The organism is Pseudomonas sp. FP1740, assembly GCF_030687165.1.
Taxonomy (GTDB): Bacteria; Pseudomonadota; Gammaproteobacteria; order Pseudomonadales; family Pseudomonadaceae; genus Aquipseudomonas.
The window spans coordinates 1,075,995-1,101,049 of sequence record NZ_CP117461.1 but is presented as its reverse complement, the minus strand read 5'-3'; the positions used below and the strand labels follow the sequence as shown (position 1 = coordinate 1,101,049).

Below are 25,055 nucleotides of genomic sequence, written 5' to 3'. Positions count from 1 at the left end.
GTTTACTCCTCTGCCCCGGCAGCTGAATGCGAACTCATGTCCATCCCTTCCATGGCGGCCACTTCGTGCTCTTTCTTCTCGTGGTGCATTGGCTTGCCCGGTTTCATGCCTTCGTACTTGTCGACGATGATCTGGAACAGGTTCGGCGTGACCGAGGAGTAGAGCTCGACTGGGTTGTTCTGGCTTGGCTTGGAAAGGGCTTCGTATTCAGCTTTTTCAAGCTGTTTAGGTGCCTTTTTGACTTCGCTTACCCAGGCGTCGAAATCTTCCTGAGAAGTGGCGATAGCTTTGAATTTCATGCCGGTGAAACCCGCGCCGCTGTAGTTGGCGGAGATACCGTCCATTTCAGCGTTCTGGTTGGCGATCAGGTGCAGTTTGGTCTGCATGCCCGCCATCGCGTAGATCTGACCGCCCAGAGCAGGGATGAAGAACGAGTTCATCACGGCGTCGGAAGTGATCTTGAAGTTGACCGGGGTGTGCGCCGGGAACACGATCTTGTTGACCGTGGCAATGCCTTGTTCCGGGTAGATGAACAGCCACTTCCAGTCCAGCGCGACCACTTCAATGGTGATTGGCTTGACGTCGGATTCCAGCGGCTTGTAAGGATCCAGTGCGTGGGTCGACTTGTAGGTGACGTAACCCAGGGCAATGATGATCAGTACCGGAATAGTCCACACCGCGATTTCGATCTTGGTGGAGTGGGACCATTTTGGCGTGTAGACGGCATTCGGGTTGGATGCGCGGTATTTCCAGGCGAACAGGAACGTCATGACGATGACCGGCACGACGACCAACAGCATCAGCAGCGTTGCGGTGATGATCAGGTTTCGCTCATCCAGGCCGACCTGGCCCTTGGGATCGAGCAAGGTCATGTTGCAGCCTCCCAGCAACAACGTGCCGAGCAGCGGCAATAAGCCTAGTAGTCTGGGGTACCTGTTTTTACTCATCTCACGACCTCTAAAGCAGCTTGCGCAATGCAGTTGGGTTTTGATCGCCAACACTTCACCCTGCCAAGGGTTGGCATTTTTCTTGGATTGAATAAGGGCCTGCCCGTCGCGCGTCAGACGCGGTTCGACAATTGCTGGGCCTGCGGTATGTTCTTATTCGAATTCGTGGTCAAGGGCCTTGTTACAGACCAATTCCATTTGGTGCGGATCGTCGGAAGGCACCGACAACGGGGAGTCGCATGAAGCCATCAGGCTTCTCGACGCCCTGTTCTACTCATAAGCCTGAGTCAGGATGAGCAGTGCCGGGAATTCAGTGCGGGCGATTGTAGATATGTAGCGATTCATAAACCATGTCTCATCCCGAAATAATTTTTATCCGTTCCAGCAACAATCATTCACGGTTTTTGCAAAAGTGGGCCATGGTATCGAAATTAATTCTCAACAAAAACACCAAAAAATGTAGGTGTACCGCGCGAAGTTCAGACAGCTTCCTGGGCTCTGCGCTCGCCTCAGACCCTGCTCTACCCCCTATGTGACAAGGGCTTTGGCAATTCGCCAGCCCCTGTTAAAACTGCCTGTTTCGGCTGATTGACCCTGAAAGCGGTAGTGGCTTGCAGAGCCCGTTTTGGGTACCTGAAGATGTCCCGATTCCATGTCTTGAAATGACTTGCGACACTCGAGCTGTGACAACATGTCGCACACATGCCGCACCCATAATTGTCGCGCATCAAGGTCTTTTCACTTGAGCTTTGAACATGCAAAACGCCCCGGCCTCTCAACGAGGACCGGGGCGTTTTTTGTTTCCTGCAACGGTGCGGCGGACGGCCTCAGCGCAGCGCTTTGCGGTTACGCCAAGTGAGCAGCGGCACCAGCACCACGACCAGCACGAACGCCGTCAGCGCCCACTGTGCCAGGGACAATCCAAGGATCGGCGGGTATGGCGTGGAGCAGAAACCGTCGACCTGGAAGCCCAGCGGGAAGATCTTCGCCAGCGGCAGGCCGTCGACGATCGGCTGCAGCACATCGATACCGCAGCTGACTTCCGGGTACAGCTGGGTGTAGACGTGATGCCCGGCCACCCCGACGCCCACGATGGCGCTGATCACCACCAATGCCTCGAACAGCGTGATGCTGCGACGGGTGCGCATCGCCGCGCCGATAAACGCGAAGAGCGCGATCAGCAACAATGCGTAGCGCTGCAAGATGCACAGCGGGCACGGCGCCTCGCCCAGAGCCACTTGCATGTACAGCGCGCCACCGATCAATGCCAGGCAGATGATGCCCAGCAACACCAGATAGCGCCGTTCACGTCCCAACCGCATTGTTTCCTCGCTCATCGCGTTTCCCTTCTGTGTCCGTGGATCAGCTCGCCGGCGGCTGCGCTTGCAGCTGCTGCATCAGGCTGATGTTGTCTTCGATATGCCAATTGGCCGCAATGCGACCGTTGTCGATCTGATAGATATCGGTTGCCCGGAAGTCTACACGCTGGCCCTGACCTTTGAGAGCCTTGAACGGGCCGGTGAAGTGCCCGCGAAAGTGCAAATGCACCACCACCCGATCACCGGCAATGATCATTTGTTCGATCTCGCAGCTCAGGTCTGGCACCGCCGTGCGAAAGAACTTCGACGCCAGTAACGGCCCGGTCGGCCCCTGGACCCGGCCTTCGGGCGGGGTCTTGTCGACGAACTGCTCCGACAAGGCCGCCTTGGCCAACGCCTCCTCCCCGGTGTTCCAGAAGCTGCCGTAACGCCGGGCGGCCAACTCCATGGCATCGCGCTGCGCCTTGGGCAGGCTCTGATCGACGATCAGGGATTGCGGCTGGAGCAAGGCCGGCTCGGCGCAAGCAAAGGGGCTCGCCAACAGCGCAGCGGTCAGGCTGAGGCCGGCCAGAGTTGAACGGCGGGAGAAAGTGATGTGAGTCATGGGGCGATCCTGATCATGTAAACGAACGAGCGCCTATCATCAGCATCGGGGAATAAACGATAAACCGGTTAAGAACGGATTAACTTTTAAGCGTTTTTTACGAATCGGGACCGTGGTGCGGCCATTCGCGAACAAGCCCGCGATGAAGGCGACTCGGTCTCCCGAGTCGCCGCAACCGCTTACTCCAACGCCGCAGCCGGCCCGAAGAACTCGTAACGGCTTTGCTTCTCCGGTACACCCAAGGCCTTGAGGTGACGCTTGATCGCCGCCATGAAGCCTTTAGGCCCCAGGAAGTACGCATCCACGTCGCGTTGCTGCGGCAACCACTCGCCGAGTTGCTCCTGGCTCAACAGACCAACCTTGTCCGCCGCCGGGCTGACGCCATCGTCTTCGGCATAGCAATAGAAACGCTTGAGCTGCGGATGACGCTCGGCCAGCCCGTCGATCCAGTCGCGGAAGGCATGAACGCTGCCGTTGCGCGCGCAGTGGATAAAGTGCACCGGCCGCTCGGTCGCCAGCGCCGCTTCGAGCATTGCCAGCGTCGGGGTGATGCCGACGCCGCCACTGATCAGCACCAGCGGTTTGTCGCTGGCGGTCAGAGTGAAATCGCCCGCTGGCGGAAACAGCATGATGCTCGCGCCGACGTGCAGTTGATCGTGCAAATGGTTGGAGGCACGACCGCCGGTTTCGCGCTTGACGCTGATGCGGTACTGGCCCTTGTTCGCCAGCGCCGACAGCGAATAGTTACGCCGGATTTCCTCACCATCGAGGATCAGTTTCATGCCGATGTACTGGCCGGGCTCGGCCGCGAGAATCGGCCCTTTATCCGCTGGTTCGAAGTAGAACGAAGTGATTTCCGAGCTTTCCTCGACCTTGGCCGCCACGATGAATTCCCGCGCGCCGCGCCAGCCCCCCGGTGCCTGGGCTTTCTGGTCGTAGATACTGGCTTCGGCACCGATCAGGATTTCGGCCAGTTGGTTGTACGCCGCGCCCCAGGCGCTCATCACTTCAGGCGTGGCAATTTCGTCGCCCAGCACTTCAGAGATGGCTCGCAACAGGCAGCTGCCCACGATCGGGTAATGTTCCGGGAGAATTTGCAGGGCCACATGCTTGTTGATGATCTTCGCCACCAGGTCGCCCAACTGATCGAGCTGGTCGATATGCCGCGCATACATCAACACGCCGTTGGCCAAGGCGCGGGGCTGATCGCCGCTGGCCTGGTGGGCCTGGTTGAACAGCGGGCGGACTTCCGGGTATTCGGAGAGCATCATGCGATAGAAGTGAGTGATCAATGCCTCGCCACCGCTTTCCAACAGCGGCACGGTGGATTTGACGATGGCACGGTCTTGAACGCTAAGCATAAGAGCAACTCCTGGGCTTTATATGAATACCCTTTGCTTATCAGTTTCCATGCCAACAATTAAAACCTTATAAATCAAATAGTTAAAAACACCGTAGTCATATCGACACCAGAGGCTTTATAGTCACACCGACTACACGGAGTCATTATGACTGCAAAATTACTGCTCACGACCTTGCTGCCCCTGGTCTCCGACCTGTCCCGCGAACTGCCCGAAGGCGAGCGCTACCGGCGCTTGCTCGAAGCCATGCGCGCCCTGCTCCCTTGCGATGCCGCCGCCCTGCTGCGACTCGACGGCGAATGGCTGGTGCCGCTGGCTGTGGACGGGTTGAGCACCGACACCCTCGGCCGACGCTTCAAGGTCAGCGAACACCCGCGCTTCGAAGCGCTGCTCAGCAGCCCCGGCCCGACCCGCTTCGCCGCCGACAGCGACTTACCCGATCCTTATGACGGCCTGATCGATGGCCTGCACGAGCATTTGGAAGTCCACGACTGCATGGGCTGCCCGTTGTTTATCGACGAACGTCCGTGGGGTTTGCTGACCCTCGACGCCCTCGCCCCCGAACGTTTCGAACCGATCGAACTGGACGCCCTGCAAGCCTTCGCCAGCCTCGCCGCCGCCACCGTAAACGCCGCCGAGCGCATCGAACGGCTGGCCAATCGCGTCGAAGACGAACATCAGCGCGCCGAGGTTTACCGCCAGGCCAGCGGCCAGCAGAACCGTGAAATGATCGGCCAGAGCAAGACTTACAAGCGACTGGTGGAAGAGATCAATCTGGTGGGCGGCAGCGATCTCACTGTGTTGATCACCGGGGAAACCGGGGTCGGTAAAGAGCTGGTGGCCCAGGCCATCCACGCCGCGTCGCCCCGGGCCGACAAACCGATCATCAGCCTCAATTGCGCCGCCCTGCCAGACACCCTGGTGGAGAGCGAACTGTTCGGCCACGTGCGCGGTGCTTTCACCGGGGCGACGAACGATCGTCGCGGCAAGTTCGAACTGGCCAATGGCGGCACGTTGTTCCTCGATGAAGTGGGCGAACTGTCGCTGGCGGTGCAAGCCAAATTGCTGAGGGTACTGCAGAGCGGGCAATTGCAGCGGCTGGGGTCGGACAAGGAGCATCAGGTCGACGTGCGACTGATCGCGGCGACCAACCGCGACCTGGCCGAGGAAGTACGCAGCGGCCGCTACCGCGCCGACTTCTATCATCGCCTGAGCGTTTACCCGTTGCAGGTGCCCGCATTGCGGGATCGCGGTCGGGATGTGCTGTTGCTCAGCGGCTATTTCCTTGAACAAAACCGCTCACGCATGGGCCTCAACAGCCTGCGCCTGACCAGCGATGCCCAAGCGGCATTGTTGGCGTATGGTTGGCCGGGGAATGTGCGGGAGCTGGAGCACTTGATTGGCCGCAGTGCGTTGAAGGCGCTGGGTAATTGCAAGCAACGGCCGAAGATTCTCAGTTTGAGCGCGGCGGATCTGGATTTACCCAATGGCAGCATTGAACCCGCGCCAGAACCGGTGGATGCTGCGCCGACGGCTGTGTTGGTTCCAGGGGATTTGCGTGAAGCCACCGAGCACTATCAGCGCCAACTGATCAGCGCTTGCCTGGAACGGCACCACCGCAACTGGGCCGGCGCGGCGCGGGAGTTGGGTCTGGATCGGGCGAACCTGGGGCGGATGGCCAAGCGGTTGGGCATGAAATAGTTTCACCAGAATGAAGTAATACCCTTTTGGCGAGGGAGCTTGCCCCCGTTCGGCCGCGAAGCGGTCGTGAATTCAACGATGGAGTTCTATCTGGAAAAATCAGGGACCGCTTCGCGCTCCAACGGGGGCAAGCCCCCTCGCCACAGTTAAGCTCCCTCGCCACAGGGGTCACCGTTTGGCTGGCAATGGGCATTTCCCCTAAAGCCAGCCCCCAACAAGTCGATAACCCGGCATCGATAGCGGTTGGCGATGCTCATAATCGCCTCACCTTTTCCACAGAAGGTTTTTATGTCTTCCAACAAAGCCCGCGCAGATTCACTTTCGCTTCTGCTGTTTACCTTGCGCAGCGGCAAGCTGATGGCGATCAACCTGCTGAAAGTCAGCGAAATCATCCCCTGCCCGCCGCTGACCAAGCTGCCGGAGTCGCATCCCCACGTCAAAGGCATCGCCACCCTGCGCGGCGCGTCGTTGTCGGTGATCGACCTGAGCCGCGCCATCGGCGAACGACCGCTGGAAGACCCGAACGGTGGCTGCCTGATCGTCACCGACGTCAGCCGCTCCAAGCAGGGCCTGCACGTTCAGGCGGTGAGCAAGATCGTCCACTGCCTGACCACCGACATTCGTCCACCACCCTTCGGCTCTGGCGGCGTGCGCTCGTACATCACCGGCGTGACGTCGGTCGACGGTACGCTGGTGCAGGTGCTGGACATTGAAAAGGTCATCCACGGCATTGCGCCGGCGCAAATCGAAATGGCCCCGACCGAACTGAGCATGGAAGACGCTGAAGTGCTGGGCAATGCACGGATTCTGGTGGTCGATGACAGCCAGGTCGCCCTGCAACAATCGGTGCACACCCTGCGCAACCTCGGCCTGCAATGCCACACTGCGCGCAGCGCCAAGGAAGCCATCGATTGCCTGCTGGACCTGCAAGGCACCGCCCAACAGATCAACCTGATCGTCTCGGACATCGAAATGTCGGAGATGGACGGCTATGCCTTCACCCGCACCCTGCGAGAAACTCCGGACTTCTCGCACCTTTATGTGTTGCTGCACACCTCGCTGGACAGCGCGATGAACAGCGAGAAGGCTCGACTGGCCGGGGCCAACGCGGTGCTGACCAAGTTCTCCTCACCGGAACTGACCAAGTGCCTGATCGAGGCGGCCAGAGCCGTCGCCGAACAAGGTCACTGAGTGTTGGCCGAGGAATTTTGCTTTCTGATGCGGCGCAACCTCGCTGAGGATGTGCCGCTTTCCACTTGGCCAAATGGCGTTGAGCTGACCGAGTACCGTCCCGAACTTGCCGAAGCCGTTCATCACTTGATGGAACTGGGTTATCGGGATGGCGGCGGCCGCGTACCGGCGCTGGAAGTCTGGCAACAGCGGTTTGAAGCCGATCCCGAATACGATCCGACCCTGTGCTTCATCGCTCTGGATGCCGAAGGCATCGTCGGCGTCGCCCAGTGCTGGACCAGTGCCTACATCAAGGATTTGGTGGTGCATCCGCGCGCTCAAGGCGTTGGACTTGGCCGTGCGCTGCTGCTTCATGCTTTCAAGGTGTTTGCGCAGCGCCGCGAAGGTTTTGTGGATTTGAAGGTGCGGGAAGACAACCTTCGGGCGCGGGGTTTGTATGAAAGTTCCGGGATGTATGTGGTCCGGCGGGAGCCGGTGCCTGTCTGACACACCGCTTTCGCGAGCAAGCCATCAGGCATACTCCGACCTTGACCACTACACGCCAAGGATGCCTGATCATGAAAGCCACCACCCTGACCTTCCTCTGTCTCACCACCCTCGCCGCCCAGGCCCACGCCTCCAGCCCCGATGCCTGGGCCGCCTTCGACAGAGCCGTGCTCGCCAGTTGTACCAAGGCCAGCGGCCTGAAAAACCCCCAACCCGTCGGCAACGCCGCGCAGTTCGATGACCGGGTCGGTTATACCGCACTCCTGCTGCAAGGCCAGTACCCGCAAAAACACATGAAAGGCCAGCAAGGCACCGAGCTATGCCTCTACAACAAGAAAAGCAAAACCGCCTACGTCACCGAATGGGACTCCATCCGTCCAACGGCAAAAGCGCAGTGACTGGCGCATAACTTGCTTCGGCACTGGCCTTTGCGGTGGCTTTCTGTCGCCGTTTCATGCCCTCACAGGTCACTGGCCGTTCAATGAATACACCGTTTTCCTGCGTCGGTTGTGGCAAATGCTGCACCGACCACCATGTTCCCCTGACACTGGCCGAAGCCCGCATGTGGGCGGCCGATGGCGGCCAGGTGATCGTGCTGGTGGAAGCCTTTCTCGCCAACGGCCTGGGCCTGCCAACACAACAACGCGAACACGCCGAACGCCGTTCGGCGCTGGTTCGCAGTGGCACTTGCGAAGCGCATGTGGCGATCACCTTTGCCGCCTACAACGTCGGCCCCTGCCGGAATCTTGACGAAGACAACCTCTGCCGCATCTACGAACGCCGCCCGCTGGTGTGCCGCATCTATCCGATGGAAATCAACCCACACATCCCGCTCAACCCGGCAGCAAAGGATTGCCCGCCCGAGTCATGGGAAAAAGGCCCGGATCTGATTGTTGGCGGTGAACTGGTCGATCAGGAACTGGCGGGATTGATCCAGCGCTCCCGCCAGGCGGATCGCGACGAGATTCAGGCCAAGGATGCGATTTGCGCGCTATTGGGGATTCGAACGACAGCGCTGAAGGGCGATGGGTTTACCGCTTATCTGCCGGACATGACCGCGTTTGCCATGGTGATCGATCAGGTGGCGCAGCAATCGCAGGCTGAGGCGGATAGTGAATGGCTGTTTCATGTGTCTGGCGATGATATCGCCGGGCAAGTGCAGGCAGCCGGGGCGCAGGTGGTGACTGAAGCGCCGCTGAACTATGCGTTTATTTCGTTGCGGGCGGCCTGAGCCCGAGGGTGTGTTGCATTTAATGGCCTCATCGCGAGCAGGCTCGCGATGACGGCAGATCACGCACCGCGCAGGTAAAAACTCAGCGCTTGCCCATCGAACGACGAGTGCCGGGAGGCGCTGCGCCCGGGGTCTTGGTGTGGCCGTTCTTGGCGCCATTCTTGTACCAAGGCTGGCTGGCGCTCTTCGCGGCGGCCAGTTCGCCCGGCTTGAACGGAAACTTGAACGCCGGGATCGCCGCTTTGGTTTCGCTGTCGGCGCTGGAGTCGACGCTGTCGGGCAGGTCTGCCTGGTCGTCGCGCAAAGCGTCGGCAACCGGCGGTTGTGTCGGGGAAGTCATGAAAGCTCCGGGTGATGCTAAAGAGTCGGGCCCGGTAGGCGAGCCGCGAAAGGCGGCAGTATACCTGTGTCGGAGGCTGCAGGCTGCAGCTGGTCAGTCGGGTTTTGTGCCGACTGACCAACCGCCATCGCAAGCCTGCTCGCGATGAACGATAACGCGGTCTACGCCGGATCGACGTTATCCAGCGCCCGGTTCACCGCCAGCTCCGCCAGCATGATGCTCTGTTGAATCGCCAGCGCCATGTAGCGCTGCGGGCCGGTCAGGTCGTTGGCGAAATCGCTGGCCAGGACACTCGCCGTGGCTAACGATTCGTAGGCGTGGGCCAGGAGGCTTTCGGTATCCATATTCGGGGCGACCATGAACATGGTGCTGGGGCGGCGTTTTTTTTCGGTGTAGGGCGTTGGGGGATCGAGGTAGTAGTCGAGCGCGCGTTTTATGGCTTCGCGGTCTTTGAGTAATTCTTCGGCGCGCGAGGCTTCGGCGTTGGGGGTGGTGGTGTTGAAGGGTGGATCGGGAATTAACTTGTTGCTCATTGAAACATCCTCTAATCAATTGGAGCCATCACTCATCGTTTCTCACGCGACGGAGTGGTGGCAGCTATGTGCGGAGTGAGAAACCGGTAGAGGATCAAACCCGGCCGGACCGAAGTCCGCCCGCACACAGCCGCCATAGAGCATTGCAGGCAGCGGATAAGCTGGCGGCGATTATGGTGGTACTGGCGATGGATTAAAACCTCTTCCGGGCTCTCACACCCGATCGCTGAATTGTCAGCGACAGCCAAAGACTAGAGAGCCCGCTTCCGACGAACAACCTGAAAGATACGTGGGAAAGGTCTGCGTTCAGGCACATCGATTAAACATTCAAAAGCGGAACGCGGAGCGTCCCTGGTGGCATTCCCACGCGGGAGCGTGGGAATGATCGTGCAGGTACAGACGAAAGAGATTGGTCGGCTGTCAGGCCGCCTTCACGAACAAGCCCCCCACCATTGAACGGTGCACACCCGCCCCTCACCACTCAACAGGCCGAGCGTTAGCTCGCCTGCCGCTTTTGATCTTGATTCACCCGCCCCTTCGGGAGGCCTCGTTCCGGTGTTCATCTGGGGATTGGCGCGCAGCGCCGTTCGACGCAGTCGAACACATCGCATGTAGGTTGAAGCGAAGCCAACCGTAGGGCGATGCCCCCAGATGGATACCGGAGCGAAGGAACCCCGAGCCTCAGCGAGGGGCCGTACGTTCGGGGCGAGACCTTTTGGTTCCTTTTGGGGCGTTTGCCAAAAGGGACTCGCCGCAAGGGCGAAACCATAAGCCGCCGTTACCGCAGCAACGGATATGTACACCACCCACAAGAACATGGTCGACCCAAAGGCCGCCAAGACCAAAGGAATCAGCAACAACCAAAGGAGGTCCAAACTGACAGCGCCGTCAGTTACCAGTCACGCTCCTGACCGGCGAACAGGTTTATAAAGGAAGGTATAAACCTGACAAAACCAGACCACTCAGCCCGGCGCCCCACTCGCATGCGAATTCAGAAAAAAACCGCCCTGCTCGCCGCCCTTCTGATCACCCTGGCAGCACTGGGCGTGTGGTACGCCACCAAACCCGTCACCACCAAACTGGCCGCCCCCACCGCCATTCCCGTGCGGGTGGTCAGCGTCGTCGAAAAAGATGTGCCCCGCTACGTCAGCGGCATCGGCTCGGTGTTGTCCTTGCACAGCGTGGTCGTGCGTCCGCAAATCGACGGTATCCTCACCAAACTGCTGGTCAAGGAAGGCCAACTGGTGAACCAGGGCGACCTGCTGGCCACCCTCGATGACCGCTCGATCCGCGCCAGCCTCGACCTGACCCGAGCGCAACTGGGCGAAAGCCAGGCGCAACTGCAAGTGGCACAGGTCAACCTCAAGCGCTACAAACTGCTCAGTGTCGACGACGGCGTGTCCAAGCAGACCTACGACCAGCAACAAGCCCTGGTCAACCAACTCAAAGCCACCGCCCAAGGCAATCAGGCCTCAATCGACGCCGCTCTGGTGCAGCTTTCCTACACACAGATTCGCTCGCCAGTCACCGGTCGCGTTGGTATTCGCACAGTCGATGAAGGCAACTTCCTGCGCATGACCGACACCCAAGGTCTGTTCACGGTGACCCAGATCGACCCGATCGCCGTGGAGTTTTCCCTGCCGCAGCAAATGCTGCCGACCCTGCAAGGCCTGATCAACGATCCACAGCAAGCACCGGTCAAGGCTTATATCGGTGCCGACACTGACGGTGAAACCGGCAACCTGCTGGGCGAAGGTCACCTGACCCTGATCGACAATCAGATCAACGCCAACACCGGCACCATCCGCGCCAAGGCCGAATTCGCCAACCCCGCACAGAAGCTCTGGCCGGGCCTGCTGGTGACGGTAAAGATTCAGACAGCGCTGGATAAAAATGCGCTGGTGGTGCCACCCACGGTCGTACAACGCGGGCTCGATCAACATTTCGTGTACAGGGTCAACGGCGACAAGGTCGAAGCCGTGCAGGTGCAGATGGTCTATCAAGGCAGCGGCCAGGACATTATCAAAGGCGTTAAACCGGGCGACGTGCTGGTCAGCGACGGCCAATCGAGGCTCAAACCCGGCTCGACGGTTCAGGTACTGAGCGAGCCAGCGCAAGTGGTCCAGTCGGAGCCAAAACCATGAAGGGCCACGGTTCCATTTCCGCGTGGTGCATCGATCATCCGGTGGCGACGATCCTGCTGACCTTTGCCCTTATATTGCTCGGCGTCATCGCCTTCCCGCGACTGTCGATTGCGCCACTGCCGGAAGCGGAATTCCCGACCATTCAGGTGGCCGCGCAGCTGCCCGGCGCCAACCCGGAGACCATGGCCTCATCGGTGGCCACGCCGCTTGAAGTGCAATTCAGCGCCATCCCCGGCGTGACCCAGATGACCTCGAGCAGCGCCCTGGGCTCGACCATCCTGACCCTGCAATTCACCCTCGACAAAAGCATCGACACCGCCGCCCAGGAAGTCCAGGCCGCGATCAACACCGCCGCCGGCAAACTGCCCAAAGATATGCCCAACCTGCCGACCTGGCGCAAGGTCAACCCGGCTGACAGCCCGGTGCTGATTCTCAGCATCAATTCACCGCAAATGCCCGGCACCGAACTCAGCGATCTGGTGGAAACCCTGCTCGCCCGTCAGATCAGTCAGATCGACGGTGTAGGCCAAGTGAACATCACCGGTCAGCAACGTCCGGCGATTCGCGTGCAGGCCTCGGCGGACAAACTCGCCGCCATTGGCCTGACCCTGGCGGACATTCGCCTGGCGATCCAGAAAACCAGCCTCAACCAGGCCAAAGGTGCGTTGTACGGCGAGTCGAGCATCTCGACCCTGTCCACCAACGACCAGTTGTTCCACCCCGAGGATTACAGCCAACTCATCGTTTCCTACAAGAACGGTGCCCCAGTTCATCTCAAGGACGTGGCCAAAGTGGTCAACGGTTCAGAAGATGCCTACATCCAGGCCTGGGCTGACGGCCAGCCGGGGGTGAACCTGGTGATTTTCCGGCAACCGAGCGCCAACATCGTCGAGACCGTTGATCGTATTCAAGCGGCCCTGCCGACGCTGAATGCCATGTTGCCGGCCTCGGTGCAGGTCAAGGTGTTGATCGACCGCACCCAGACCATCCGCGCCTCGCTGCATGAAGTGGAAGTCACCCTGCTGATCGCGATCCTGCTGGTGGTGGCGGTGATGGCGCTGTTCCTGCGGCAACTGTCGGCGACCCTGATCGTGACAGCGGTGCTCGGTGTGTCGCTGACTGCCAGTTTCGCCCTGATGTACATCATGGGCTTCAGCCTGAACAACCTGACGCTGGTGGCGATCGTGGTGTCCGTCGGGTTTGTGGTCGACGATGCGATTGTGGTGGTGGAAAACATTCACCGGCACCTGGAGGCCGGCGACGGCATGCGGGAGGCGGCGATCAAAGGCGCCGGCGAGATCGGTTTTACCGTGGTCTCGATCAGTTTCTCGCTGGTGGCGGCGTTCATTCCGCTGCTGTTCATGGGCGGCGTGGTCGGGCGGCTGTTCAAGGAGTTCGCCTTGACCGCGACCTCGACCATTCTGATTTCGGTGGTGGTGTCCCTGACCCTGGCACCGACGCTGGCCGCGCTGTTCATGCGCGCACCGGTGCATCATGCCCACAGCAAGCCGGGTTTCGGCGAGCGCTTGCTGGCGCTGTACGACAAAGGCCTGCGCCGCGCCCTCGCCCATCAGACATTGATGATCGGTGTGTTCGGCCTGTCCCTCGGTCTGGCCATCGCCGGCTACATCTTCATCCCCAAAGGCTTCTTCCCGGTACAGGACACCGGATTTGTCCTCGGCACCACCGAAGCAGCTGCAGATATTTCCTACGGCGACATGGTGAAAAAACACTTGGCGATGGCCGAAATTGTCGCCGCCGACCCCGCCGTCGAGACGTTCTCGCACTCGGTCGGCGTTTCGGGCAGCAACCAGACCATCGCCAACGGCCGCTTCTGGATTTCGCTGAAAAAACGTGGCGACCGCGATGTGTCCGCCAGCCAGTTCATCGACCGGATTCGCCCGCAGTTGATGAAAGTCCCGGGCATCGTGCTGTACCTGCGCGCCGGGCAGGACATCAACCTCAGTTCCGGCCCGAGCCGTGCCCAGTACCAATATGTACTCAAGAGCAATGACGGCGCCCTCCTGAGTACCTGGACCCAGCGCCTGACGGAAAAACTGCGCAGTAACCCGGCGTTCCGTGACATTTCCAACGACTTGCAACTGGGCGGCAGCATCACCCACATCAGCATCGACCGCACCGCGGCGGCGCGCTTCGGCCTGACCGCCAGCGATGTCGACGAAGCGCTGTACGACGCCTTCGGCCAGCGGCAGATCAATGAATTCCAGACCCAGACCAACCAGTACAACGTGATTCTGGAACTGGACACCAAACAGCGCGGCAAGGCCGAAAGCCTCAACTATTTCTACCTGCGCTCGCCGCTGAGTGGGGAAATGGTGCCGCTGTCGGCCCTGGCGAAATTCGATGCGCCGACCATCGGCCCGCTGTCCATCGCTCACGACGGGATGTTCCCGGCGGCCAACCTGTCATTCAACCTGGCGCCCGGCGTGGCGCTGGGCGATGCGGTGATCATGCTCAACCAGGCCAAAGCTGACATCGGTATGCCAGCGGCCATCAGCGGTAATTTCCAGGGCGCGGCCCAGGCGTTCCAGAGTTCGCTGGCCAGCCAGCCGTGGTTGATTCTGGCGGCGTTGGTGGCGGTGTACATCATTCTCGGCGTGCTGTACGAAAGCTTCGTGCATCCGCTGACGATCATCTCGACCCTACCCTCGGCGGGGCTCGGGGCAGTGATCATGCTGTGGATCTGCGGCCAGGACTTTTCGATCATGGCGCTGATCGGGCTGGTGCTGCTGATCGGTATCGTCAAGAAGAACGGTATCCTGATGATCGACTTCGCGCTGGATGCCCAGCGCAACCGTGGCCTGCCACCGCTGGAGGCGATCCATGAGGCCTGCCTCACACGGTTCCGGCCGATCATCATGACCACGCTTGCCGCCCTGCTCGGCGCCTTGCCGTTGATGATCGGCTACGGCACCGGCGCCGAACTGCGCCAGCCATTGGGCATCGCGGTGGTCGGCGGTTTGCTGGTGAGCCAGGCGCTGACGCTGTTCACTACGCCAGTCATATACTTGTGGCTTGAGCGGATATTCCATAGACCCACACCAGCACAGCAGCCGGTGCTGGCGACCACAGACTGAGGCGGGGTCATGCGCGTTCTGATTATCGAAGACGAGGAAAAAACCGCGGATTATCTGCACCGCGGCCTGACGGAACAGGGTTACACCGTGGACGTGGCCCGCGATGGCGTCGAAGGCCTGCACCTGGCGCTGGAAAGTGACTACGCGGTGATTGTCCTCGACGTCATGCTGCCGGGCCTCGACGGTTTCGGCGTGCTGCGCGCATTGCGTGCGCGCAAGCAAACCCCGGTGATCATGCTCACCGCCCGCGAGCGGGTGGAAGACCGCATCAAAGGCCTGCGCGATGGCGCGGACGATTACCTCGGCAAACCGTTTTCCTTCCTCGAACTGGTGGCGCGCCTGCAAGCGCTGACCCGGCGCAGCGGTGGCCATGAGCCGGTGCAGGTGAGCATTGCCGACCTGTGGATAGATTTGATCAGCCGCAAAGCCACTCGCGCCGGCACCCGCCTGGATCTGACCGCCAAGGAGTTTTCGCTGTTGAGTGTGTTGGCGCGCAGACAGGGTGAAATCCTCTCGAAAACCGCCATCGCCGAGATGGTCTGGGATATTAATTTCGACAGCGACGCCAACGTGGTCGAAGTCGCGATCAAACGCCTGCGGGCCAAGCTCGACGGGCCGTTCGACGAGAAATTGCTGCACACCATTCGTGGCATGGGTTATGTGCTGGAGAGCCGTGGTGTCCAGTAACTCCATCGCGCTGCGCCTGAGCGGGATGTTTACACTGGTGGCGCTGCTGGTGTTCCTGTTGATCGGCGGTGCGCTGTATCAACAGGTCGACAAGGGCTTGGGCCTGCTGCCCGAAGCCGAACTCGACGCCCGCTACAGCGTGCTCGAATCGGCGCTCAACCGTTACGGCACGCCCGAGCATTGGGTGAAGATCAACGCCAAGCTCAAGCTGCTGAGCGAAGAAGACAAACGCATTCGCTTTTGGGTGGTCAGCGGTAATCCCGGTTATGAATACGGCCAACCCGACGCGTCGATCCGCGCGTTCGCACAAGGCCCGTTGGGCATGCGCGACATGGAATTGCCCGACCATCCGTACCCGCTGAAAGTGCTGCTAACCGAGTTGCCGGCCAAGGACCAGCGCCCACCGCTGCGCTTCATGATCGGCATCGACACCGAAACCTTTTACGAAACGCAGCACCACTTGCTGATCGCCCTGATCAGCCTGGCGATCATTGGGGTATTGCTGGCCTCGCTACTCGGTTATTGGGTGGCGCGGATCGGCCTCAAACCGCTGATCAAGTTGTCGCAGGAAGCCCAGCGCCTGGCACCACCGAGGCTGTCCGGGCGCCTGCAATTATCGCCATTGCCCCCGGAGCTCGATCAGTTCGTCAGCTCGTTCAACGCCACCCTGGAACGGGTCGAACAGGCCTACTCGCGGCTGGAATCGTTCAATGCCGACGTGGCCCATGAACTGCGCTCGCCGCTGACCAACCTGATCGGTCAGACCCAGGTTGCACTGACACGCGGGCGTTCAGCCGAACACTATTTCGAAGTGCTGCAATCGAACCTTGAAGAGCTTGAACGGCTGCGCTCGATCATCAACGACATGCTGTTCCTCGCCAGCGCCGACCAAGGCAGCAAGGCCACCCAACTGACGTCCACCTCACTGGCCGACGAAGTGGCGACGACGCTGGAGTACCTGGATTTCATTCTTGAGGATGCGCAGGTTCAGGTCGAGGTCAGTGGCGATGCGCAGGTGCGAATCGAGATCGCACATCTGCGCCGGGCGTTGATCAACTTGCTGAGCAACGCGGTGCAGCACACCGCGCCTGGGCAAGTGATTCAGGTGCGGATCGAAGTCGAAGAGCATCAAGTGAGCATCGGCGTCGCCAACCCGGGGTCGCCGATTGCCAATGAGCATCTGCCGCGCCTGTTCGAACGTTTCTACCGGGTCGATGCGTCACGCAGTAACAGTGGCAACAACCATGGCCTGGGGTTGGCGATCGTCAAGGCGATTGCGCTGATGCATGGCGGGGATGTGTTTGTGCGCAGTGATCATGGGATGAATACCTTCGGCATTCACCTTCCAGTCTGATAGGACAGGAACCCTGTGGCGAGGGGGCTTGCCCCCTCGCCACAGGATGTCCTTCTGCGCTCAAGGACTGTTACTTTTAGCGCAACAGTCCTTTATGCAATCCACTCTTTTTCCCCTCGCCCAAGCCCCTTATCGTTGCCCCATCAAACAGCACTTGCCAAGCAAGAAGGTTTTAAAGATGTCCAACAGTATGGGTATTGCCAGCGCTTTCGTTTTGTCGTTCTTGTTCCTGTCTCCGTTCGCCATGGCTGAAGAGTCGCAGACATTCGTCGCACAAAATGCCGAACGCGCCAAAGCCTACGAACAGTATCAAAGCGAACTGACAGCCAAGACCCAAGAGGCTGCGCAAACCCCTCAAGCGTCGAGCACTCAAGCCCAGCCACGGGTTGAGAAAGACAGCTGATCCATACATATCGCTCTGTTTCCCTCGACACTTTTCATCGGCTCTTCCCTTTGAAAAGTTGTCTTCAAAGCCGCTGCTATCAGCGGCTTTTTTTCGTGGTGGTTTTAAACCCCTTCAGTTCGTCTTCCCTGACAACAAACATCCGCACTTCAAAACAATGAAATACTTAGTTGACCCAAGGAGCTTTACCGCACGTGCGTTTCCCTCTCAGATTCAGTCCGCTGTTCATTGCAATCACTGCAACGATGGCCAACAACGCGCAGGCCGACGACGAATCCAGCCGCGAAGGCTTTGTCGATGGGTCGAGCCTCAACCTCAATGCCCGCAACTACTACATGAACCGCAATCGCCTGCAAAAGGCTGATGACAACATCGAGTGGGGTCAGGGCTTTCTTGGCCGCTTCGAATCGGGATTCAGCCAGGGCACCATCGGTTTCGGCGTTGATGCCCACGCGATGCTCGGGCTCAAGCTCGACGGCGGCGGTGGCACCGACGGGTCGAGCATCCTGCCGATCAGCGATGGCAACGGCAAGGCACCGGGCTCGTTTTCCACGGCTGGCGGCACCCTGAAAATGCGGGCCTTCGATACCGAATTGAAGGCCGGCGACCTGTTCCTTGCCAACCCGGTGATCGCCGGTGGCGAAACCCGCATGCTGCCGCAGACCTTTCGCGGCGTCAGCCTGACCAACCACAGTGTCGACGGGTTGATGATCGAGGGCGGTCAGGCCAGCTTCACCAAACTCTACAACCAAAGCGGCCACACCCGCATCGGCACGTCCTATGGCAGCCTGGCCGATGGCGATGAAAGCCGGCATCTGAATTGGGCCGGCGTGGCCTGGAGCGGCCTGCCGGGCCTGACCAGCAGCCTGTATGCGGCCGAACTCAAGGACATCTGGAACCAGTACTACTACGACCTGGATTACACCTATGCGCTGAATGACTTGGTCAGCCTCAACCCGGGCCTGCACTTCTATCACACGCAAGACACCGGCGATGCACTGCTGGGCAACATAGACAACAACACCTACAGCCTGCATTTCACTGTCGGCGTGGGCCATCACAGCGTCACCGCCGCCTACCAACGGGTCAACGGCAACACGCCATTCGATTACATCAGCCAGGGCGACAGCATTTATCTCGACAACTCCCAGCAGTATTCAGACTTCAACGGTCCGAATGAGCGCTCGTGGAAACTCAAGTACGCCTACGACTTTGCTGGTATCGACATGCCCGGCCTGACCTCGGCGGTGTCCTACTCACGGGGTGAACTGGACCTGACCAAGGTCGATCCAGACAGCCGCGGCTACGCCTCGTGGTACAGCGCCGACGGCAGAAGCGCCAGGCATTGGGAACGAGACATCGAGCTCAAGTACGTGGTCCAGGGCGGCAAGGCCAAAGACCTGGCGATGCGTCTGCAATGGGCGTCTAACCGTGGCGGCAATGGTTACGGTGCGCTGGATCAGGACACGGATGAATACCGGGTAATTGTCGACTACCCGCTGAATGTCTTCTAAGCTTCAATTAGCAAAAGGCCAGCATGTTTTGCTGGCCTTTTTTTTATCCGGGATTTATATAGGCGCGCTGGACGCGACCGGTTTCTGGGACTCTGCCCGATTCTTGTAAAAGCACTTTCATAACGCCTTATTTGCAGAAGTCAGAACCATGAGTGTGAACAGTGCGAAATCCCGTGATCCGATCCGTTCGACACGCTCGGAGCGGCTTCTGGTTCTCAGTAGTGTGTTGTTGGTGATTGCAATACTGAGCATCGTCGCGTTCCTGCTGATCCGCGAACGCGTCAATGCCGAATTGTCTGCCGCTCGCGCCGCCAACAATATCGTGCAATTGATCGACGCCGACGTGCTGCGCAATGTCGAACTCTATGACGTGTCCCTGCTGGGTTTGATCGCTGCCTCCCAGCGGGAAGACCTCAAGAACGTTTCCCCAGCCATTCGTCACCTGGCCTATTTCGACCGAGCCACTGCCGCGCCGTACAAGGGCAACATCTTGTTGCTCGACAACAAGGGCGATGTGATCGCCGACTCGGCCTCGGTGGAGCCCAGAAAGAGCAACTTTGCCGATCGCGAATACTTCCAGACCCACATCAACAATCCGGACCCTGGCATGTTCATCAGTCGCCCCTTCAGGGCCCGACCGCCGGAACAGGATTGGCGGATCAGTTTCAGCCGCCGGGTGAACGGCACCCAGGGTGAGTTCCTCGGCGTGGCCGAAGCCGCCATGCGCTTGAGCTACTTCGATCAGTTGTTCAACAGCTTGAGCATCGGCCGCGACAGCACGGTCAACCTGATCAGCAAGGACGGGATTCTTCTGGCCCATCAACCCCGCCTGGCCGAAGAGCTGATCGGCAAGGACTTCAGTAACCGCCCCAATTTCCAGCGCATCGTCAAAGAAGGCAACGGCAGCTTCACCGGCATGTCCAGTCGATACAACGATGAGCGCTTGTACACCTTCTCCAAGGTCGGGAATTTGCCGTTGATTGTCATCGTTGCGCTGTCCAGCGATGAAGTCTTTGCGGCCTGGAAGCGCACCGCGGTGGTGGTCACTTCTGCGACCGTTGCCCTGTGCGTGAGCCTGCTGTGGCTGACCTGGTTGCTCTGCCGGGAGCTGCGTCGACGCCAAAGTGCCGAGCAGGAACTGGCACAACTGGCCGCCACCGACCCCTTGACCGGTCTGGCCAATCGCCGAAGCCTGGATCAGGCCCTGCACCATGAATGGTTTCGTGCCCAGCGTTCCGGTCAACCGTTGTCGCTGTTGATGATCGACATCGATCACTTCAAGGCGTTCAATGATCGCCACGGCCACCGAGGGGGCGACGATGCCTTGCGCTCGGTGGCCAAGGTGATCGACACCCATGTTCGACGGCCGGCGGACCTGGTCGCCCGGTATGGTGGCGAGGAGTTTTCAGTGATCCTGGCTGAAACCGACAGCGCCGGCGCCCAACAGATTGCCGAAAAAATCCGTATAGCGGTGGAGCAATTGCCGTTGGTAGGGGGTGATGTGTCGCCGATTACTGTCAGTATTGGTATCAGTACCTGGACGACAGCAACCGACATCAGCCTGGAACAGTTGCTGTTTGCAGCGGACAAGGCGCTGTATCAGGCCAAGGAAAACGGGCGGAACCGGGTGGTCGCTGCGGATTGATCGTTCCCGCTGGCATAAAAAAAGGCCACCCGAAGGTAGCCTTTAAAAAACTAGAGAGGTTTTTTGCTTACACGGCCGCAACAGGACGCATGTAAGAGATCGGTGCGGTGCTGGCGTCTTCGAACGTCACGACTTCCCAAGCATCTGTCTGCTCAATCAACTTGCGCAGCAGCTGGTTGTTCAATGCGTGTCCGGACTTGAAGCCCTTGAACTCACCAATCAGGCTATTGCCCAGTAGGTAGAGGTCACCAATCGCATCGAGGATTTTGTGCTTCACGAATTCGTCTTCATAGCGAAGGCCGTCTTCGTTCAGTACACCATCCGCGTCGACCACAATAGCGTTTTCAACGCTGCCGCCGAGTGCGAGGTTGTGCTTGCGCAGGTACTCGATATCACTCATGAAACCAAAGGTACGTGCGCGGCTGACTTCTTTTACGAACGAAGTGCTGGAAAAATCCACGCTTGCACTTTGTGTGCGGTCACGGAAAACCGGGTGATCGAAATCGATCTCGAAGCTCACTTTGAAACCTTCGAAAGGAACGAAAGTGGCGCGCTTGTCGCCGTCTTCCACTGTCACTTCCCGCAGGATCCGGATGAACTTCTTGGCGGCGTCCTGCTCTTCCAGGCCGGCCGATTGAATCAGGAATACGAAGGGTCCAGCGCTACCATCCATGATCGGGACTTCGGACGCGGAGAGCTCGACGTAGGCGTTATCGATGCCCAGGCCAGCCATGGCCGAGAGCAGGTGCTCCACCGTGTCCACTTTGACGTCACCGTTAACAAGCGTGGTCGACATAGTGGTTTCGCCAACGTTTTCCGCGCGGGCAGGGATCTGCACCACAGGGTCGAGGTCAGCACGACAAAACACAATGCCGGTGTCGACAGGCGCTGGCTTGAGGGTCAGGTAGACCTTCTCCCCGGAGTGCAGGCCGACACCTGTGGCACGGATAATATTCTTCAGGGTGCGTTGTTTAATCATGGCATGGGCCGCTTCAGCGCAAATTGCGAACTGGTATCAACAAAGGCTGGCGATGATAGCAGACCAGACCTTTGCTGAACACCAATCACCCTAATACCCCTGATACATTTCATCAATCGGCCTGACGACGCAGGAAAGCCGGGATGTCCAGGTAGTCCAGATCATCTTGCGGGTTCATCTTCGCGGCAGTCGCAGCACCGGCCTGAGCCTGGTTGCGCATGACGGTCGGACGGTCCAGGTCACGGTAGTTCACCGCAGGCTGTTCCTGACGAACAGGAGCTTGTTGTTGTGGCTGGGAGGCCATCGAGGTGTGAACGGTGTTGTCGATGACCTTCACAGGCTTCTCGATTTTAGCGCCCAGGCCGGTAGCAACAACAGTCACGTGCAGCTCGTCGCGCATGTCCGGATCGATAACGGTACCGACCTTGACCATTGCGTGCTCGGAAGCGAAGGCTTCGATGATGCTACCCACGTCGGAGTACTCACCCAGGGACAGGTCAGGACCGGCGGTGATGTTCACCAGGATGCCGCGTGCACCTTGCAGGTTCACGTCTTCGAGCAGCGGGTTGCGAATGGCCGCTTCGGTCGCTTCACGTGCACGGTTCGGACCGCTGGCGCAGCCAGTGCCCATCATCGCCATGCCCATTTCGCTCATCACGGTACGTACGTCGGCGAAGTCGACGTTGATCATGCCCGGACGCTTGATGATGTCGGAGATACCGCGAACGGCACCGGCCAGTACATCGTCGGCCTTGGCGAAAGCCGACAAGAGGCTTGCGTCTTTACCTAGGATGGTCAGCAGCTTCTCGTTAGGAATGGTGATCAACGAGTCGACGCTTTCAGACAGCAGACGGATACCTTCGTCGGCGAGCTGCATGCGCTTGCGGCCTTCGAACGGGAACGGACGGGTCACCACCGCAACGGTGAGGATCCCCATTTCCTTGGCCACTTCGGCAATGATTGGCGCCGCACCGGTACCGGTACCGCCGCCCATGCCGGTAGTGATGAACACCATGTTGGTGCCCTGCAGGACTTCGGCAATGCGCTCACGGTCTTCGAGAGCGGCCTGACGACCGACTTCAGGGTTGGCGCCAGCGCCCAGACCTTTGGTCACGCTGGTACCCAGTTGCAGAATGGTGCGCGCGCTGATGCTTTTCAGCGCCTGGGCATCAGTGTTGGCGCAGATGAATTCAACGCCTTCAATGTTGCTCTTGACCATGTGATTGACAGCGTTGCCGCCGCCTCCGCCAACACCGATAACTTTAATAACCGGGCTTGCGGGGATGTTGTCTACGAGTTCGAACATTTTCCCTCTCCTTACATTCTCTAGTTTTTTCGCCTACTGCTTTTGAAGCGGTGTTGCGGTAAAGCTTTAGAAATTGCCTTGTACCCAGCTCTTGATGCGATCGAGCAGAGCGGCTTTCGGTTCGTCATTGCTGTAGCTGTCGCGGCTGCCGATGCCCGAGAACGAAATCCCGTCGGACTGCTTCTGCAGGCCGTACATCAACAGGCCAACGCCGGTGGAATAGATCGGGTTGCGGACCACGTCGTCCAGACCCTTGACGCCATGGGGCACGCCCAGGCGAACCGGCATGTGGAAGATCTCTTCGGCCAGTTCGACCGCGCCTTCCATCTTCGAGGTACCGCCGGTCAGCACGATGCCGGCCGGGATCAGGTCTTCATAGCCGCTGCGACGCAGTTCGGCCTGGATCAGGGTGAACAGCTCGTCGTAACGCGGCTCGACCACTTCGGCCAGGGCCTGGCGGGACAGTTCGCGCGGTGGACGGTCGCCGACACTCGGCACCTTGATGGTTTCACCGGCACCGGCCAGTTTGGCCAGGGCGCAGGCATAGCGAATCTTGATTTCTTCGGCGTACTGGGTCGGGGTGCGCAACGCCATCGCGATGTCGTTGGTCACCTGGTCGCCCGCAATCGGGATCACTGCGGTGTGGCGGATCGCGCCTTCGGTGAAGATCGCGATATCGGTGGTGCCGCCACCGATGTCCACCAGGCACACGCCCAGTTCTTTCTCGTCGTCGGTCAGCACCGAATACGCCGAAGCCAGCTGCTCGAGAATGATGTCGTCGATTTCCAGGCCGCAGCGACGCACGCATTTTTCAATGTTCTGTGCGGCGTTGACGGCGCAGGTGACCACGTGAACCTTGGCTTCCAGACGCACGCCGGACATGCCCAGCGGCTCGCGCACGCCTTCCTGGTTATCGATCACATAATCCTGCGGCAGGGTGTGCAGCACGCGCTGGTCAGCCGGGATTGCCACAGCCTGGGCAGCGTCGAGGACGCGCTCAAGGTCGGCAGAGCTGACTTCGCGATCACGAATCGCCACGATGCCGTGGGAGTTCAGGCTGCGGATGTGATTGCCGGCCACGCCGACGAACGCCGAGTGGATCCGGCAACCGGCCATCAGTTGCGCTTCTTCGATAGCGCGCTGGATCGACTGAACGGTGGACTCAATGTTCACCACTACGCCTTTTTTCAGGCCGCGGGACGGGTGAGTACCGATCCCGACGATTTCGAGCGTGCCGTCGTCCGCAACCTCGCCTACCAGCGCCACCACCTTGGAGGTGCCGATATCGAGACCGACGATCATTTTGCCGCTTTGCACGTTTGCCATGGGTCCTGCCTCTTCTCAATTCTTCGCGACAGCGGGTTGGGCTGCCGTGGGCGCTACAGGTTCCCGCCAGCCAACGGCAAGGCCGTTGGCGTAGCGCAGATCGATGCGCGCAATGTTCGTAATCTGCTCTTTGAGCGTCTTGTCGTAGATGGCAATGAAGCGGCGCATCTTTTCCACCAGGTTGCCGCGTCCCAGCAGCAGTTCGATTCCGGGACCCGCGCTGCCTGCGCCGGTGGTCAGGAACCAGCTGCCTCGTTCACGCAACTCCAGGCGTGCAATCGAGAAGCCCAATGGCCTGAGCATCTGGCTCAGCACCTGGTATTGCTGCATCACTTGTTGCTGGGCCCGCTGCGGGCCGAACAGCTGTGGCAAGTGTTCGTAGTTCGCCAGCTCGCGCGGGGTGAACGCCTGTCCCTGGTTGTTCAACAGCGACTCATCGCCCCAACGAGCCACCGGCAGTTGTTCTTCCAGGCGAATCACGACCTGATCCGGCCACACCCGACGCACTTCGGCATGGGCAATCCATGGCATCTGTTCAAGCTCGGTGCGCATGCTCGCCAGGTCGATGGTGAAGAAGCTCGACGCCACGTACGGGGCGATCCGCTGCTGCACCGCTTGCTGGCTGATGTAACTCAAGTCACCCTGCACGGCGATTTTGGTGATCGGCCGGTCGGCGTACGGCAGCAAACGCTGTGCGCCTTCGTAAGTACCGAACCCCAACGCCACCAGCAGCACGGGCCAGAACAGGCTTTTCAGAAAACCGAAGTTGGCTTTCGGCAGGCGCACGGACATCGGCTCTTTGGCCACCATTCGGCTGGCACCCCGCGGCACCGGCTTGCGACCGGGTGGTGCGGAGGGCTGATGTCTCAGCTGTGCGCCTTGCATG

The 25,055-nt window shown here is 59.7% G+C and carries 22 protein-coding genes; 12 read left to right on the top strand and 10 right to left on the bottom strand.

Annotation, left to right across the window (positions count from 1 at the left end; genetic code table 11):
- Positions 1 to 2: 2 nt before the first annotated feature.
- The 4 genes from cyoA to hmpA form a co-directional block, all read right to left on the bottom strand.
- Positions 3 to 947 carry a ubiquinol oxidase subunit II gene (gene cyoA / locus PSH69_RS04750; protein WP_105347837.1) on the bottom strand — a complete coding sequence of 315 codons (945 nt, stop codon included), beginning with the start codon at positions 945 to 947 and terminating at the stop codon, positions 3 to 5.
- An 827-nt stretch (positions 948 to 1,774) separates the two neighbouring features.
- A complete protein-coding gene (locus PSH69_RS04745; protein ID WP_305411212.1) occupies positions 1,775 to 2,284 on the bottom strand; it encodes a disulfide bond formation protein B in 510 nt (169 codons plus the stop codon).
- Between the two features lie 25 nt (positions 2,285 to 2,309).
- Positions 2,310 to 2,870, bottom strand: a complete 561-nt coding sequence (locus tag PSH69_RS04740) for an ester cyclase (RefSeq protein WP_305411211.1) — start codon at positions 2,868 to 2,870, stop codon at positions 2,310 to 2,312.
- Between the two features lie 179 nt (positions 2,871 to 3,049).
- Positions 3,050 to 4,231, bottom strand: coding sequence for an NO-inducible flavohemoprotein (gene hmpA, locus PSH69_RS04735; protein WP_018930152.1), 1,182 nt, complete (start codon positions 4,229 to 4,231; stop codon positions 3,050 to 3,052).
- Between the two features lie 147 nt (positions 4,232 to 4,378).
- Here hmpA and norR point away from each other — a divergent pair, with 147 nt between their 5' ends.
- The 5 genes from norR (at position 4,379) to PSH69_RS04710 (ending at position 8,840) form a co-directional block, all read left to right on the top strand.
- A complete protein-coding gene (gene norR / locus PSH69_RS04730) occupies positions 4,379 to 5,932 on the top strand; it encodes a nitric oxide reductase transcriptional regulator NorR (protein WP_305411210.1) in 1,554 nt (517 codons plus the stop codon).
- Between the two features lie 288 nt (positions 5,933 to 6,220).
- Positions 6,221 to 7,123: a chemotaxis protein CheV gene (locus tag PSH69_RS04725; protein WP_305411208.1), complete on the top strand. Its 903-nt coding sequence runs from the start codon at positions 6,221 to 6,223 to the stop codon at positions 7,121 to 7,123.
- A 27-nt stretch (positions 7,124 to 7,150) separates the two neighbouring features.
- Positions 7,151 to 7,609: an N-acetyltransferase gene (locus PSH69_RS04720; RefSeq protein WP_305411207.1), complete on the top strand. Its 459-nt coding sequence runs from the start codon at positions 7,151 to 7,153 to the stop codon at positions 7,607 to 7,609.
- Positions 7,610 to 7,680: 71 nt separating this feature from the next.
- Entirely contained in the window at positions 7,681 to 8,007 is a 327-nt protein-coding gene (locus tag PSH69_RS04715) for a hypothetical protein (RefSeq protein ID WP_305411206.1), read from the top strand.
- A gap of 83 nt (positions 8,008 to 8,090) precedes the next feature.
- Positions 8,091 to 8,840 (top strand): YkgJ family cysteine cluster protein, encoded by a 750-nt coding sequence (locus PSH69_RS04710; protein ID WP_305411205.1) that lies wholly within the window; start codon positions 8,091 to 8,093, stop codon positions 8,838 to 8,840.
- Positions 8,841 to 8,922: 82 nt separating this feature from the next.
- On the opposite strand, the gene PSH69_RS04705 is transcribed toward PSH69_RS04710, so the two are convergent.
- Positions 8,923 to 9,180: a hypothetical protein gene (locus PSH69_RS04705; RefSeq protein ID WP_018930146.1), complete on the bottom strand. Its 258-nt coding sequence runs from the start codon at positions 9,178 to 9,180 to the stop codon at positions 8,923 to 8,925.
- Between the two features lie 161 nt (positions 9,181 to 9,341).
- Positions 9,342 to 9,713 (bottom strand): DUF6124 family protein, encoded by a 372-nt coding sequence (locus PSH69_RS04700; RefSeq protein ID WP_086946445.1) that lies wholly within the window; start codon positions 9,711 to 9,713, stop codon positions 9,342 to 9,344.
- A gap of 983 nt (positions 9,714 to 10,696) precedes the next feature.
- Here PSH69_RS04700 and PSH69_RS04695 point away from each other — a divergent pair.
- From PSH69_RS04695 to PSH69_RS04665, 7 genes are all read left to right on the top strand, one after another.
- A complete protein-coding gene (locus tag PSH69_RS04695; protein WP_305411203.1) occupies positions 10,697 to 11,857 on the top strand; it encodes an efflux RND transporter periplasmic adaptor subunit in 1,161 nt (386 codons plus the stop codon).
- Complete coding sequence (locus tag PSH69_RS04690) at positions 11,854 to 14,955, top strand: multidrug efflux RND transporter permease subunit (protein WP_305411202.1); 3,102 nt, start codon at positions 11,854 to 11,856, stop codon at positions 14,953 to 14,955. Before PSH69_RS04695 ends, PSH69_RS04690 begins: the two co-directional genes overlap by 4 nt.
- A 9-nt stretch (positions 14,956 to 14,964) precedes the next feature.
- Positions 14,965 to 15,642, top strand: coding sequence for a heavy metal response regulator transcription factor (locus PSH69_RS04685; protein ID WP_007943491.1), 678 nt, complete (start codon positions 14,965 to 14,967; stop codon positions 15,640 to 15,642).
- Complete coding sequence (locus PSH69_RS04680) at positions 15,632 to 16,996, top strand: heavy metal sensor histidine kinase (RefSeq protein WP_018930140.1); 1,365 nt, start codon at positions 15,632 to 15,634, stop codon at positions 16,994 to 16,996. The genes PSH69_RS04685 and PSH69_RS04680 overlap by 11 nt, the downstream gene beginning before the upstream one ends.
- A 178-nt stretch (positions 16,997 to 17,174) precedes the next feature.
- On the top strand, positions 17,175 to 17,399 hold the full coding sequence (locus PSH69_RS04675; RefSeq protein ID WP_305411201.1) for a hypothetical protein: 225 nt from the start codon (positions 17,175 to 17,177) through the stop codon (positions 17,397 to 17,399).
- Positions 17,400 to 17,593: 194 nt separating this feature from the next.
- Positions 17,594 to 18,913, top strand: coding sequence for an OprD family porin (locus PSH69_RS04670; RefSeq protein WP_305411200.1), 1,320 nt, complete (start codon positions 17,594 to 17,596; stop codon positions 18,911 to 18,913).
- 148 nt (positions 18,914 to 19,061) lie between these two features.
- Positions 19,062 to 20,558 (top strand): sensor domain-containing diguanylate cyclase, encoded by a 1,497-nt coding sequence (locus PSH69_RS04665; RefSeq protein ID WP_305411199.1) that lies wholly within the window; start codon positions 19,062 to 19,064, stop codon positions 20,556 to 20,558.
- Between the two features lie 67 nt (positions 20,559 to 20,625).
- Here PSH69_RS04665 and lpxC read toward each other — a convergent pair whose 3' ends face one another.
- The 4 genes from lpxC to PSH69_RS04645 all read right to left on the bottom strand — a co-directional run bounded on the left by lpxC (position 20,626) and on the right by PSH69_RS04645 (position 25,054).
- A complete protein-coding gene (lpxC, locus tag PSH69_RS04660; RefSeq protein ID WP_007939852.1) occupies positions 20,626 to 21,537 on the bottom strand; it encodes a UDP-3-O-acyl-N-acetylglucosamine deacetylase in 912 nt (303 codons plus the stop codon).
- A gap of 112 nt (positions 21,538 to 21,649) precedes the next feature.
- A complete protein-coding gene (gene ftsZ / locus PSH69_RS04655) occupies positions 21,650 to 22,843 on the bottom strand; it encodes a cell division protein FtsZ (protein WP_007939850.1) in 1,194 nt (397 codons plus the stop codon).
- 66 nt (positions 22,844 to 22,909) lie between these two features.
- The gene (ftsA, locus tag PSH69_RS04650) at positions 22,910 to 24,169 is read right to left on the bottom strand and encodes a cell division protein FtsA (RefSeq protein WP_007939849.1); all 1,260 of its coding nucleotides are present in this window, start codon (positions 24,167 to 24,169) and stop codon (positions 22,910 to 22,912) included.
- Positions 24,170 to 24,184: 15 nt separating this feature from the next.
- Positions 24,185 to 25,054: a cell division protein FtsQ/DivIB gene (locus PSH69_RS04645; RefSeq protein ID WP_305411197.1), complete on the bottom strand. Its 870-nt coding sequence runs from the start codon at positions 25,052 to 25,054 to the stop codon at positions 24,185 to 24,187.
- Between the last annotated feature and the right edge of the window lies 1 nt (position 25,055).